This window comes from Sulfitobacter pontiacus, assembly GCF_040790665.1.
Lineage (GTDB): Bacteria > Pseudomonadota > Alphaproteobacteria > Rhodobacterales > Rhodobacteraceae > Sulfitobacter > Sulfitobacter pontiacus.
Map to the genome: position 1 here is coordinate 836,930 of NZ_CP160849.1, position 13,585 is coordinate 850,514.

Consider the following 13,585-nt stretch of genomic DNA (forward strand, 5'->3'; position numbering starts at 1 on the left):
AGCTACATGGCTATTACGACACCGACCTCGCGGCCCACGAATCCGCGTTTTTCCTCTGGCCCGTGCGCCAAACCCCCCGCTTATGACCTGACCAAGCTTGCGAGCGCGCCTTTGGGGCGTAGCCACCGCGCGGCACCGGGCAAAGCGAAATTGCTTGAAGCAATTGAAACCACCCGCGAAATTCTGGGCGTGCCTGCCGACTATAAGATCGGCATCGTTCCGGCGTCTGACACTGGCGCTTATGAAATGGCGATGTGGTCGTTGCTGGGCGAACGCCCTGCGGAAATGGTCGCATGGGAATCCTTCGGCGCAGGCTGGGTGACCGACGCCGTGAAACAGCTCAAGATCGAGCACACGGTACATACCGCGGATTATGGTCAAATTGTCGACATGTCGGCGTTGAACTACGACAACGACGTGTGCTTCACTTGGAACGGGACAACCTCTGGCGTGCGCGTCCCAACGGGCGATGTTATCCCTGCCGACCGCAAGGGGCTGACACTATGCGATGCGACATCGGCTGCTTTTGCGATGGATCTGCCGTGGGACAAACTGGATGTGACGACATTCAGCTGGCAGAAAGTTCTGGGCGGCGAAGCAGCACACGGCATGCTGATCCTCAGCCCTCGTGCCGTCGAGCGGCTTGAAAACTATACGCCTGCTTGGCCCCTGCCCAAGATCTTCCGCCTGACCAAAGGTGGCAAGCTGATCGACGGGATTTTCAAGGGCGAGACGATCAACACGCCTTCGATGCTTTGCGTTGAAGATTACCTGCTGGCGCTTGATTGGGCGAAATCCGTCGGCGGCCTGCAAGGTCTGATCGCGCGCGCCGATGCGAATACGGCAGCGATCACGGATTTTGTGGACACGCATGACTGGATCGAATTCCTCGCGGTTGATCCGGCGACACGGTCGAACACATCGGTCTGCCTGAAATTCAATGACGACCGGATCGCAGACGGCGCAGCCTTCGCAAAAGCTGTCGCGAAACGTCTCGCGGACGAGGATGTCGCATTGGACATCGGTGCCTACCGCGATGCCCCTGCCGGTCTGCGGATCTGGTGCGGCGGCACCGTCGAAACCTCTGACATCCAGGCCATGCTGCCTTGGTTGGAATGGGCTTTCGAAGCCGAGATCAACGCTTAATTTCGGGTTCCCCGCTTGGCGATCACGCCAGGCGGGTGGCTAACCCACGCCCCCCTTCTATTCAAAAAAGGAGCGCCAATCATGGCCCCCAAAGTGCTTATTTCCGACAAACTCTCGGACGCCGCCGTTCAAATCTTCAAAGACCGCGGCATTGACGTCGACTTCCAACCCGATCTTGGCAAAGACAAGGACAAGCTTGCCGCTGTGATCGGCGATTACGACGGGCTCGCGATCCGGTCCGCGACGAAAGTGACCGAAAAGATCCTCGCCAATGCGACCAACCTCAAGGTGATCGCCCGCGCCGGTATCGGCACCGATAACATCGACAAGGATGCGGCCTCGAAAAAGGGTGTCATCGTCATGAACACCCCCTTCGGCAACATGATCACCACGGCAGAACACGCGATTGCGATGATGTTCGCCGTTGCCCGTCAAATCCCCGAGGCTTCGGCCTCCACCCATGCCGGCAAATGGGAAAAGTCCAAATTCATGGGGGTCGAGCTTACGGGTAAAACCCTTGGCGTCATCGGTGCCGGCAACATCGGCGGCATCGTCTGCGATCGCGCCCGCGGCCTGAAGATGAAAGTCGCGGCCTATGACCCCTTCCTGAGCGAAGAAAAAGCCAAGAAGATGGGTGTCGAGAAAGTCGAGCTGGACGATCTGCTGGCGCGCGCGGACTTCATCACGTTGCACGTGCCTTACACGGATCAAACCGCAAATATCCTGTCCAAGGAAGCCTTGGCGAAAACCAAAAAAGGTGTGCGGATCATCAACTGTGCCCGCGGCGGTCTGGTCGACGAAGAAGCATTGGCCGAAGCGCTGAAATCCGGCCATGTCGCTGGCGCAGCCTTCGACGTGTTCAAGGAAGAGCCCGCGACCGAAAACCCGCTGTTCGGCCTCCCCAACGTCGTCTGCACCCCCCACCTTGGGGCCGCCACGACGGAAGCACAGGAAAACGTGGCACTTCAGGTCGCTGAACAGATGTCCGACTACCTGCTGACCGGTGCCGTCACAAACGCCCTGAACATGCCGTCCGTCACCGCCGAAGAGGCAAAGGTCATGGGCCCGTGGATCACTTTGGCGGGTCACCTTGGGGCCTTCATTGGCCAGATGACGGATGAAGCCGTGAAGGCGATCAACATCCTTTACGACGGTCAGGTGTCCGAGATGAACCTGAACGCGCTGAACTGCGCGGTCGTGGCGGGCATCATGAAACGTGCCAACCCCGACGTGAACATGGTCAGCGCCCCCGTTGTTGCGCGCGAAAAAGGCATCCAGATCAGCACCACCAATCAGGACAAATCCGGTGTCTTCGACGGCTATGTGAAAGTTACCGTTGTCACCGAGAAACGTGAACGGTCGATCGCGGGCACCGTGTTCTCGGATGGCAAACCACGCTTCATCCAGATTAAAGGCATCAATATCGAAGCCGAAGTTGGTGCGCATATGCTCTACACCACCAACAACGACGTGCCCGGCATCATCGGGACGCTGGGTCAGACCCTGGGTGCAAACGACGTGAACATCGCGAACTTCACCCTCGGCCGGTCCACCGCCAAAGGGGAGGCGATTGCCTTGCTCTATATTGACGGCCCGCTGCCCGAGAAAGCGCTGAAAGACCTGCGTGATACAGGTCTGTTCAAACAGGTCAAAGAGCTCGAATTCGAAGTCGCCTAAGACCCACAGCGCATCAAGGAAACGCAAAGCGCCCCCATCACCGGGGGCGCTTTTGTTTTGCCTGCTTCCAATTGGCCTAAATCCCGGGGGAGCAGCCAAAGGCTGCGGGGGCAGCGCCCCTACAGGCTCACCCCTACCGCTGCCCCCGACGCATCACGCGCCCGTCCAGTCCAGCACCACTTTGCCAGAGGCCCCCGATTTCATCGTCGCAAACCCCGTCTGAAAGTCGTCGACGTCAAAACGATGGGTGATGATCTCACTCACGTCCAAGCCGTTTTCCAGCATGGCGATCATCTTGTACCACGTCTCGAAAATCTCGCGGCCATAGACCCCTTTGACGGTGATCGCCTTGAACACGATGCGCGACCAGTCGACGGGCGATTTGCCCGGCGGGATGCCCAGCATCGCGATCCGCCCGCCCATGGTCATCGCCTCGACCATCTGATCCAGTGCTACCTGATTGCCCGACATCTCCATCCCGACGTCGAAGCCCTGTTTCATCTTCAGCCGCGCGATGACATCGGCAAGGTCTTCGTGACGCACGTCGACGGGGACGACATCGGCGACCTTAGCGGCGAGCTCTAGCCGGGCGGGATTCACATCCGTGATCACCACATGACGCGCGCCGACGTGACGGGCGACCGCTGCGGCCATGATACCGATGGGGCCTGCACCGGTGATCAGCACATCTTCCCCGACCAGATCAAAGCTCAGCGCGGTGTGTACCGCATTGCCAAGCGGGTCGAGGATCGCTCCGATATCGTCCGAGATCGTGTCGGGCAGCGGGACGACATTGAACGCGGGCAGCCGCAGATATTGCGCGAAGGCACCTTGTTCATTCACGCCGATACCACGCGTGGCGGGATCAAGGTGGAACTTGCCGGACCGCGACTGACGCGAGGTTTTTCCGATCAGATGCCCCTCACCCGAGCAGCGCTGCCCGATCGCCAGATCCGTGACATTCCGGCCCAGTTCCACAATCTCTCCGGCAAATTCATGGCCGGTGATCAGCGGGACAGGCACGGTATTCTGCGCCCATTCATCCCAGTTCCAGATGTGGATATCCGTGCCACAAATGCCGGTTTTGTTGATCTTGATCAGCACGTCATCCGGCCCGATTTCCGGCACCGGCGCGCGGGTCATCCACAGCCCCTCGCGGGGCTCGGACTTACACAGCGCCTTCATTTCGTTGCTCATGACAGAACCCCACAGGCTTTGCCCGCCACCTTGAAGGCTTCGAGCGCGCGGTCGAGCTCATCGCGGGTCAGCGCGGCATTCATCTGGGTTCGGATGCGGGCCTGACCGCGAGGCACAACGGGAAAGAAAAAACCGCTGACATAGACGCCTTCTTCGAACAGGCGCGCTGCCATATCCTGCGCCAACTGCGCCTCGCCCAGCATCACGGGGATGATCGGATGTTCGCCGGGCAGCAGGTCAAAGCCGAGGTTGGTCAGCCCCTCGCGCCAGTATTTCGCGTTCTCGAACAGTTGCGTGCGACGATCATCCCCTTGTTCGACCAGTTCAAGTGCCTTGATCCCGGCCATGACAATCGACGGCGGCAGTGAATTCGAGAAGAGATAGGGCCGCGCGCGCTGGCGCAGCAGGTCGATCACCGGCTGCGGCCCTGCGATATAGCCGCCGATGGCCCCGCCAAGCGCCTTGCCCAAGGTGCCTGTCAGGATATCCACATCGACCCCGAAGTGCGCTGGCGTGCCCTCCCCCTTCGGGCCCATAAAGCCTGTCGCGTGGCAGTCGTCGACCATCACCAGCGCTTCGTATTTCTCGGCCAGTTTGGTGATCTCTGGCAGTTTCGCCAGATAGCCGTCCATGCTGAACACGCCGTCGGTTGCGATCATGATAAACCGCGCGCCTTCCTCGCGGGCGAGCTTGAGCTGCCCTTCAAGGTCGTCCATGTCCGAGTTGGCATAGCGGTAGCGTTTGGCTTTGCACAGGCGGATGCCGTCGATGATCGAGGCGTGGTTCAGACTGTCCGAGACAATGGCGTCCTCTGGCCCGAACAGGGGCTCGAACAGCCCGCCGTTGGCGTCAAAGCAAGCCGCAAACAGGATGGAATCGTCTTTCCCGAGGAAGGCGGCCAGCTTTTGCTCCAGCTCGCGGTGGATGTCCTGTGTGCCACAGATAAAGCGGACAGAGGCCATACCGAACCCCTTGGGGTCCATCGCGTCACGGGCCGCGGCGATGAGATCGGGGTGGTCTGCCAGCCCCAGGTAGTTGTTTGCGCAAAGATTAATCACCTGACGCCCGCCCACCGTGATCTCACCGGACTGGGGCGAGGTGATCATGCGCTCTTGCTTCATCATACCGTCAGCGGCGATGCCGGACAGGGTGGCGTTGACGTGATCTAGGTAGGCTTGGGTCATGATAGAACTCCTTTTCTCAGGCAGGTTCTATCATACCGGACACGGTTCCGAAATAGAGGAAATCCCTTATAGCGGATTTTTTCCTATATCGTGGATATCACCTCATAGCCCAGAGCGGTCAGGCGTCCTGTACGACCAGAAAAGCCCGCACAGGACCATCTGTCGCAGCGATCCGGTGCGGGACATCTGCAGGATAGCGCGCCGTGTCGCCAGCGTGGACAGTGCCGACGGCATCACCGCTTTTCAGCTCTACCGTGCCTTGCGATACTGTCAGATGCTCGCGCGCGCCGCGGGTATGGGGCTGGCTGTCCAGCATGCCGCCTGCGTCGATCAAGAGTTCGTAAACCTCGTGTTTGCCCGCCTCTTCGGGGGGCGACAGGATGCGGATGCGGCAGCCGGAGCCGAGATTGTTGATCGTCGGCACCTCAGCCGCGCGCAAAACCTCGATCTGCGCGGGCGTTGGCGCGCTGTCCAGAAGGCCCGCGAAATCCACCTGTAGCGCACGGGTCAGGTTCCACAGGGTGGCGATGGTGGGGCTGCTTTCACCGCGTTCGATCTGGCTGACCATGGACCGCGACACGCCCGAAAGCTTTGCCACCGCGTCAAGGCTCAGGCCCTGAGCGGTGCGCGCGGCCTTCAGGCGGGCGGGAAGTTGCGTCAGTATAGCGTCTGGATTATCCGTCATGCCGGATAGATGGGCCGCAGGGTGCCCCGCTGTCAATGGCAGGCGCTAGCTGAGCGCGTGTAAAATCGCGATAATCCCCGTCGCCGTCCCTGCCCCGACAAGAGCGGAAAGGATGATCCACCGGCGGAATGCCGGACGTTGTGGCGGTGTTTCGTCTTGCTGCCGGATCAAGGCATTCTCGACAAGCGCAGGCAAACGCGGGCCAAAACGGGCGAGGACCATAGCGGTCTTGCTCAGGTCCTTGATCACGGCGCGGGGGCCGATGGACTTAGAGATGTAGTCCGTCACGATCGGGTTCGACACTTCCCAGATGTTGATATGCGGATTGAGCGAACGGGCGACGCCTTCGACGACGACCATTGTGCGCTGTAGCAAGATCAGCTCTGTCCGTGTTTCCATGCCGAAACGTTCCGTGACCTCGAACAGGTAGGTCAGCAGCCGCGCCATCGAAATGCGGGTCGCGTCCATGCCAAAGATAGGCTCCCCCACGGCGCGCAGGGCGCGGGCGAATTCGTCAACATCCTTGTCGGCAGGCACGTAGCCCGCTTCGAAATGCACCTCTGCCACCCGTTTGTAATCCTTGCGGATAAAGCCGAACAGGATCTCGGCATATACGCGGCGGGTGTATTCATCGATGTGGCCCATAATGCCGAAATCATAGGCGATAATATCGCCGTTCGGCGCGACCTTGAGGTTGCCCTGATGCATATCCGCGTGGAAATACCCGTCGCGCAGCGCGTGGTTCAGGAACAGCTGCAACACGCGGTCGCCAAGCGCCACACGGTCATGGCCCGCGGCATCAATCGCGGCGTTGTCGCCCATCGGGACGCCATCTGCCCAGCCCAGGGTCATGACGCGGCGGGCAGAATATTCCCATTTGATCGCAGGCAGTTGGAAGCCGGCATCGCCCTTGGTGTTCGCCGCAAACTCCGACGCGGCGGAGGATTCGAGCCGCAGGTCCAGCTCGCCCCGCACCACACCATCGAAATGTTCGATCACCTCCATCGGGCGCAAGCGGCGCGATCCGGGCGAGAAAAGTTCGACCATTCGCGCGGCAAGATAGAAGGCATCGACATCCTTGCGAAAGGCTTTCTCGATCCCCGGACGCAGCACTTTGACAGCGACGTCTTCCTGCGTTTCGGCGATGGTGGCGCGGTGCACCTGCGCGATAGAGGCAGCGGCGACGGGCGCGCTAAAGTCAGAGAATATCGCATCGACCGGCAGGCCGAGCTCTTTTTCGACTTCGGCCTTGGCCTGTTCGATGGAAAACGGCGGCAGCTTGTCTTGCAGCACGCGCAGTTGCACAGCCAGCTCGTCGCCCACAACATCAGGGCGGGTAGAGAGCACCTGACCGAACTTGATATAGGCGGGGCCAAGCGCGGTGAGCGCACGGGTCGCGGGCGGCATGGACGGATCACCGGCATAGCCCAGAAACTTGAACGGTTTGCCAAGCGCCTTGGCGACAAAGCGCAACGCGGGCGTTGCATCAAAGGCGTCCAGCACGACATTCATCGCGCCGGTCCGCTCCAAAGTTGCACCGGTGCGGATCAACCGCCAGATATTATGAGGTCCGCGCATGGGTTAAATCTTCCAACCAGAATGAAGCGCCGCGATCCCCAGCGACAGGTTCCGGTACTTCGCCTGCCCAAAGCCCGCGGTGCGCAGCATGCCCAGGAAGGTTTCCTGATCGGGGAAGTTGCGGATCGATTCCACAAGGTACTGATAGCTGTCGCGGTCGTTCGCGATCATCTGCCCCATGCGGGGGATGACGTTAAAGCTATAAAGATCATAGGCTTTCTGCATCATCGGATTGGGCAGCTGGCTGAATTCAAGCACCATGAGACGCCCGCCGGGACGCAGCACGCGGTATGCTTCGTTCAGCGCTTCTTGGGGGCGGGTGACGTTCCGGATGCCAAAGCTGATGGTATAGACGTCAAAGGTATTATCCTCGAACGGCAGCGCCATGGCGTCGCCGACGACCCAATCAAGGCTATCGGCCATCGCTGCGGCCTCTGCGCGTTTGCGCCCTTCGACCAGCATCGGTTCGGTCAGATCCAGCACGGTGGCGTGGCCCGATCCGGCACGGCCCAGAAACTTGAACGACACATCGCCGGTCCCCCCGGCGACATCCAGCAGCTTTTGACCGGCGCGCGGTGCCAGCCAATCCATCATCGCCTCTTTCCAGACGCGGTGAATGCCGACGCTCATCACATCGTTCATAATGTCGTATTTGCTGGCCACAGAGTTGAAGACACCCTGCACGCGCCCGGCCTTGTCGCTTTCGGCTACGGTTTCAAATCCGAAATGAGTGGTTTTGTCGCTGTCGTTTGTCATGGGGTCTTGTAGTCCTTTGATCTGCACCTTTGTTATAGGGCGCGAGGGGGCAGGTACAATGCGCCCCTTTTGTCACAGGGGAAACAACCATGCCTGAGTTGCCAGAGGTCGAAACAGTGCGTCGCGGTCTATCCCCCGTGATGGAGGGGGAGGTGATCGCCCGCGCCGAGGTAAATCGCCCCGATCTGCGCTGGCCTTTCCCCCCAGATATGGCGGCACGGCTGACAGGACAACGGGTGACCCAGCTGCGGCGGCGGTCAAAATATATCCTCGCCGATCTGTCGTCGGGGGAATCGCTGCTGGTGCATCTGGGAATGTCGGGGCGGATGCTGATCTCGGGCGATCCATTGGGGCAGTTCGTGCATGACCACCCCGCCCCCGAGAAACACGATCATGTGGTGTTTCATATGGGCAACGGTGCACGGGTGACCTTTAACGACCCGCGCCGCTTTGGCGCGATGGACTTGTTGGACACTGCCAGCGCTGACAGCCACAAGCTACTGTCGTCGATCGGGCCGGAGCCGTTGGGCAATGATTTTCACGAAGACCACCTGATTGCCGCGCTCAAGGGCAAGAATACCCCGATCAAGACCGCGCTGCTGGACCAGCGGATCGTGGCGGGGCTGGGAAATATCTATGTCTGCGAAACCCTTTACCGTGCGGGCATCCACCCCGCGCGCAAGGCGGGGCGGATCGCGGCGAAACGGGTGGGCGGCTTGGTCCCGATCATCCGCGATGTGCTGAACGAAGCGATCACCGCAGGCGGGTCCACCTTACGCGATTTTAAACGCGCGGACGGTGAATTGGGCTATTTCCAGCACAGCTTTGACGTGTACGGCCGCGAGGCAGAACCCTGCCGCAGTGAAGGCTGCACCCATCAGATTGCGCGAATCGTCCAGTCGGGGCGGTCTTCCTTCTACTGCCCGCAATGCCAAAGATAACTTGAAACACCCCGCCCCCGTGGTATGCACATCTTTCAAAGCGTAACAAACGAGAGCATTCTTGATGGCTTATGAAACGATCACGGTCGACGTCGACAACCACATCGCGCTTGTCACGCTGAACCGTCCCGATGCGATGAACGCACTGAATGACCAGCTGATGACCGAGCTGGCCGATGCGTTGAAATCGGCTCAGGAAAACGAAAAAGTCCGCTGCATCGTGATCACCGGCTCGGAAAAGGCTTTTGCCGCCGGTGCCGATATCGCCATGATGCGCGACAAAAGCTTCGTCGATGTCTTTGCCGGTGACCTCTTCACCCCCGAGACAGACCAGATCATGCGCGTGCGCAAACCCATCATTGCTGCTGTGTCGGGCTATGCCCTTGGCGGCGGCTGCGAACTGGCGATGATGTGTGACTTTATCATCTGTTCCGAAAGCGCCAAATTCGGGCAGCCTGAAATCAACCTTGGCGTTGTTGCAGGTATTGGCGGCACGCAGCGCCTGACCCGCGCCATCGGCAAATCCAAAGCGATGGACATGAACCTGACCGGCCGCTTCATGGATGCCGCCGAGGCAGAGCGTGCGGGCCTTGTATCGCGCGTCGTCCCCGTCAAGAAACTGATGGAAGAAGCCATGGCCGCCGCCGCCAAGATCGCCGAGAAATCGATGATCTCGACCATGGTGGTAAAGGAAGCCGTTAACCGGTCGTTCGAAGTGCCCCTGCGCGAGGGCCTGCTGTTTGAGCGTCGTATTTTCCATTCGCTGTTCGCGACGGAAGACCAGAAAGAAGGCATGTCCGCCTTCCTTGAAAAGCGCGAAGCGCAGTTCCGGGACAAGTAAATGGCTTTGCGGGTTTGCATTGCGTGTCGGGTTGGACTATAGGCAGCCCTAATACATGCGCGTGCAGCCCGCTCTGGCTAGAATCACCTTATCGGATATCGGTTCCGGTCGTTGGGTTTGTGTCGCGTATTTGCAATTTGAACATACCCAAGATGAAGGCTGATCCTCATGGCAAACACACCTCAGGCTAAAAAACGCGCCCGCCAGAACGAAGCACGTTTCCAAATCAACAAAGCACGTCGTTCGCGCATCCGTACCTTCCTGCGCAAAGTCGAAGAAGCCATCGCATCCGGCGACAAAGAAGCAGCAACTGCCGCTCTGCGCGCCGCTCAGCCCGAGCTGATGCGCGGTGTGACAAAAGGCGTTTTCCACAAGAACACAGCGTCGCGCAAAATGTCGCGTCTGGCGTCGCGGGTCAAAGCACTGGGCTAAGCCCGGTTGACCTAACGTCATCTTTTACAACTTAAAAGCACCGCTTCGGCGGTGCTTTTTTTGTTTCTGTAGCACTCGCATCACGGGAATGAGATTCTTTTGCACCAATCTCTGAGTCAAGTTTGAAGATGTGTTGTATCAGTCCGACCGAGATTGCTAACACTATCAAACGCGATTCACTTCGCTTGGGGGGACAGGCCCGAACGGTTCGAGATATTTGCTAGAATATCGAACAGCCGCCGGGGAAATTTGGATGGTCTTGCTAGGGGCCACCTGACGTCTGCAGATGCTGCTGCCAGCACATTTGCCCTGTCTTTTTAAAAACGACGAACGGTGTGTTCGGCAGCGACGTTTGGCGATTTGCTTCGCCAACGCACGCGTCAGGCATGCCTTATGTAAAAATGTCCGAAGGACGGCGGGCCGGTTCTCTGTGTGGGACCGGGTAAACGGTCTGTTGTCTTTTGACTGGGTAAAATAGCGTTTCAGTATGTGCTGAAGCGATCAAAGAATGGGACGGCAGGGCGCATGATGCAGGCAGAATGGACGACAATTCGGGACCGGCTTTTAAAGACGGTTGGACAGAACAACTTTACCACCTGGATTGACCCGCTGACTGTTGGCCCCATCGAAGACGGCATTTGCACGTTGTTCGTACCGACCAATTTCTTTGGCAACTATGTCAGCCAGAACTTCGCCGATCTGCTGCTGCACGAAATGCAGTCCGAAGACATCAGCATCAGCCGTCTGAAATTCGCGGTCGCCCCACAGGACAAGCCCGCCGCCATTGATCCTGCCCCAGCCCGCCCCAAGCCCGCCGCCGCAGCCCAGCCTGCGAACAGCCAGATCAACGCCGCCCCGCTTGACGCCCGCTTTAGCTTTGACAACTTTGTTGTCGGCAAACCCAACGAACTGGCCCACGCCGCCGCACGCCGCGTTGCCGAAGGTGGCCCCGTCACCTTCAACCCGCTGTTTCTTTATGGTGGTGTCGGCTTGGGCAAAACCCACTTGATGCACGCCATCGCGCAAGAGCTTCAGGTTCGCAAACCCGAACTGAACGTGCTGTATCTGTCGGCTGAACAATTCATGTATCGCTTCGTGCAGGCGCTGCGTGATCGCAAGATGATGGACTTCAAGGAAATCTTCCGCTCGGTCGACGTGCTGATGGTGGACGATGTCCAGTTCATCGCGGGCAAAGACAGCACGCAGGAAGAATTCTTTCACACGTTCAACGCCCTCGTGGATCAGAACAAACAGATCATCATTTCCGCAGACCGCGCCCCGGGCGAGATCAAGGATCTTGAGGATCGCGTAAAATCGCGCCTGCAATGCGGTCTGGTCGTTGACCTGCATCCGACCGACTACGAACTGCGTCTTGGCATTCTGCAAAACAAGGTAGAAGCGCAGCGCAAGAACTACCCCGGTCTTGAGGTCGAAGCTGGCGTGCTCGAGTTTCTGGCGCATCGCATCACCACCAACGTCCGCGTGCTGGAAGGCGCGTTGACCCGTCTGTTCGCCTTTGCGTCGCTTGTCGGCCGCGAGATCAACATGGACCTGACGCAGGATTGTCTGGCCGACGTACTGCGTGCCTCTGAACGCAAAGTCAGCGTCGAAGAGATCCAGCGCAAAGTGTCCGAGCATTACAACATCCGCCTCAGCGATATGGTCGGCCCCAAGCGTCTGCGCAGCTATGCCCGCCCGCGTCAGGTCGCCATGTATCTGTGCAAGAAAATGACCAGCCGTTCGTTGCCCGAAATTGGCCGCCGTTTTGGCGGGCGCGACCACACGACCGTGATGCACGGCGTGAAACGTATCGAAGAGCTCAAGCAGAACGACGGTCAGATCGCCGAAGATCTGGAACTGCTGCGCCGCTCTCTCGAGGCTTAAGAGCACCAGCTTGCACAGAAGACACGCGAAGGCCTTGACGGGCCTTCGTTTCGTGCTGAAAAGTCAACAAAACTCTTGTGAATACATTGGTATCGGGTAGTTTGCCCTCCCGGACTGCCGGAATGGAGATGGCATATGAAATTCAGCATTGAACGCGCCGCGCTGCTTAAGGCCGTATCACAGGCCCAATCCGTGGTAGAGCGCCGCAATACCATCCCAATCCTCGCCAACGTGCTGATCGAGGCCGAAGGCTCGGACGCGTCGTTCCGCGCGACCGATCTGGACATCGAAGTGGTCGACAAGGCCGCGGCGCAGGTCGAACGTGCCGGTGCGACCACGGTTTCCGCGACCACATTGCATGAGATCGTGCGCAAGCTGCCTGATGGCGCGTTGATCAGCCTGACCGCCGACAGCGCCGCGGGGCGTCTGACGGTCGAAGCGGGCCGCTCCAACTTCTCGCTCGCGACACTGCCGCGCGAAGATTTCCCCGTCATGGCGACTTCTGAATACCAGTCGAACTTCAAGGCCCCTGCCCCCGTGCTGCGCCGCCTGTTCGACAAATCCAAATTCGCCATCTCGACCGAAGAAACACGGTACTATCTGAACGGAGTTTACATGCATATTTCGGACAGCGAAGGCAGCAAGGTGCTGCGCTGCGTTGCCACCGATGGCCACCGTCTGGCCCGCATCGACGCGCCCATGCCCGAGGGTGCCGCAGAAATGCCCGGCGTGATCGTGCCCCGCAAAACCGTGGGCGAGCTGCGCAAGCTGCTGGACGACGACGATATGGAAATCGCCGTTTCCGTGTCCGAGACCAAAATCCGCTTTGCCACACCGGACATCACTCTGACCTCCAAGGTCATCGACGGGACGTTCCCCGACTACACCCGCGTGATCCCGCAGGGCAATACCCGCAAGATGGAAGTCGACGCCAGCGATTTCGCCCGCGCCGTAGACCGTGTTGCGACCGTAAGCTCCGAACGGTCCCGCGCCGTCAAGCTGCAACTGGACGAAGATCGTCTGGTGCTGTCCGTCAACGCGCCTGACAGCGGTGCCGCCGAGGAAGAACTGGTCGTTGCCTATGCCGACGAACGGCTGGAGATCGGGTTTAACGCGAAATACCTGCTTGAGATCGCAAGCCAGGTAGACCGTGAAAACGCCGTGTTCCTGTTCAACTCCTCCGGTGATCCGACGTTGATGCGCGAAGGCAATGACATGTCTGCAGTCTATGTCGTTATGCCGATGCGTGTGTGACGCTGACAGG

Annotated in this window: 12 protein-coding genes; 7 read left to right on the forward strand and 5 right to left on the reverse strand. The window is 59.3% G+C overall.

The features are described 5' to 3' along the window. Positions 1–6 precede the first annotated feature (6 nt). Positions 7–1,146: a phosphoserine transaminase gene (locus tag AB1495_RS04210; protein WP_074637315.1), complete on the forward strand. Its 1,140-nt coding sequence runs from the start codon at positions 7–9 to the stop codon at positions 1,144–1,146. An 81-nt stretch (positions 1,147–1,227) separates the two neighbouring features. Further along, complete coding sequence (gene serA, locus AB1495_RS04215; protein ID WP_009825417.1) at positions 1,228–2,823, forward strand: phosphoglycerate dehydrogenase; 1,596 nt, start codon at positions 1,228–1,230, stop codon at positions 2,821–2,823. 153 nt (positions 2,824–2,976) lie between these two features. On the opposite strand, the gene tdh is transcribed toward serA, so the two are convergent. The 5 genes from tdh to ubiE form a co-directional block, all read right to left on the reverse strand. Then, positions 2,977–4,020 (reverse strand): L-threonine 3-dehydrogenase, encoded by a 1,044-nt coding sequence (gene tdh, locus AB1495_RS04220; RefSeq protein ID WP_074637317.1) that lies wholly within the window; start codon positions 4,018–4,020, stop codon positions 2,977–2,979. Continuing rightward, a complete protein-coding gene (locus AB1495_RS04225) occupies positions 4,017–5,204 on the reverse strand; it encodes a glycine C-acetyltransferase (RefSeq protein WP_064215849.1) in 1,188 nt (395 codons plus the stop codon). Before AB1495_RS04225 ends, tdh begins: the two co-directional genes overlap by 4 nt. A 118-nt stretch (positions 5,205–5,322) precedes the next feature. Further along, a complete protein-coding gene (locus tag AB1495_RS04230) occupies positions 5,323–5,889 on the reverse strand; it encodes a helix-turn-helix domain-containing protein (protein ID WP_074637319.1) in 567 nt (188 codons plus the stop codon). A gap of 45 nt (positions 5,890–5,934) precedes the next feature. After that, positions 5,935–7,467 (reverse strand): 2-polyprenylphenol 6-hydroxylase, encoded by a 1,533-nt coding sequence (ubiB, locus tag AB1495_RS04235; protein ID WP_074637321.1) that lies wholly within the window; start codon positions 7,465–7,467, stop codon positions 5,935–5,937. 3 nt (positions 7,468–7,470) lie between these two features. Next, positions 7,471–8,223 (reverse strand): bifunctional demethylmenaquinone methyltransferase/2-methoxy-6-polyprenyl-1,4-benzoquinol methylase UbiE, encoded by a 753-nt coding sequence (gene ubiE / locus AB1495_RS04240; RefSeq protein WP_005850121.1) that lies wholly within the window; start codon positions 8,221–8,223, stop codon positions 7,471–7,473. 89 nt (positions 8,224–8,312) lie between these two features. Between ubiE and mutM the strand changes: the two genes are divergently transcribed. From mutM to dnaN, 5 genes are all read left to right on the forward strand, one after another. Beyond that, a complete protein-coding gene (mutM, locus tag AB1495_RS04245; protein ID WP_037941132.1) occupies positions 8,313–9,164 on the forward strand; it encodes a bifunctional DNA-formamidopyrimidine glycosylase/DNA-(apurinic or apyrimidinic site) lyase in 852 nt (283 codons plus the stop codon). A gap of 64 nt (positions 9,165–9,228) precedes the next feature. Then, the gene (locus tag AB1495_RS04250) at positions 9,229–10,005 is read left to right on the forward strand and encodes an enoyl-CoA hydratase (RefSeq protein WP_005850125.1); all 777 of its coding nucleotides are present in this window, start codon (positions 9,229–9,231) and stop codon (positions 10,003–10,005) included. A gap of 168 nt (positions 10,006–10,173) precedes the next feature. Next, complete coding sequence (rpsT, locus tag AB1495_RS04255) at positions 10,174–10,437, forward strand: 30S ribosomal protein S20 (RefSeq protein WP_005850127.1); 264 nt, start codon at positions 10,174–10,176, stop codon at positions 10,435–10,437. A gap of 525 nt (positions 10,438–10,962) precedes the next feature. Continuing rightward, on the forward strand, positions 10,963–12,321 hold the full coding sequence (dnaA, locus tag AB1495_RS04260) for a chromosomal replication initiator protein DnaA (RefSeq protein WP_005850129.1): 1,359 nt from the start codon (positions 10,963–10,965) through the stop codon (positions 12,319–12,321). Positions 12,322–12,456: 135 nt separating this feature from the next. Next, the gene (gene dnaN, locus AB1495_RS04265; protein WP_005850131.1) at positions 12,457–13,575 is read left to right on the forward strand and encodes a DNA polymerase III subunit beta; all 1,119 of its coding nucleotides are present in this window, start codon (positions 12,457–12,459) and stop codon (positions 13,573–13,575) included. Positions 13,576–13,585 lie beyond the last annotated feature (10 nt).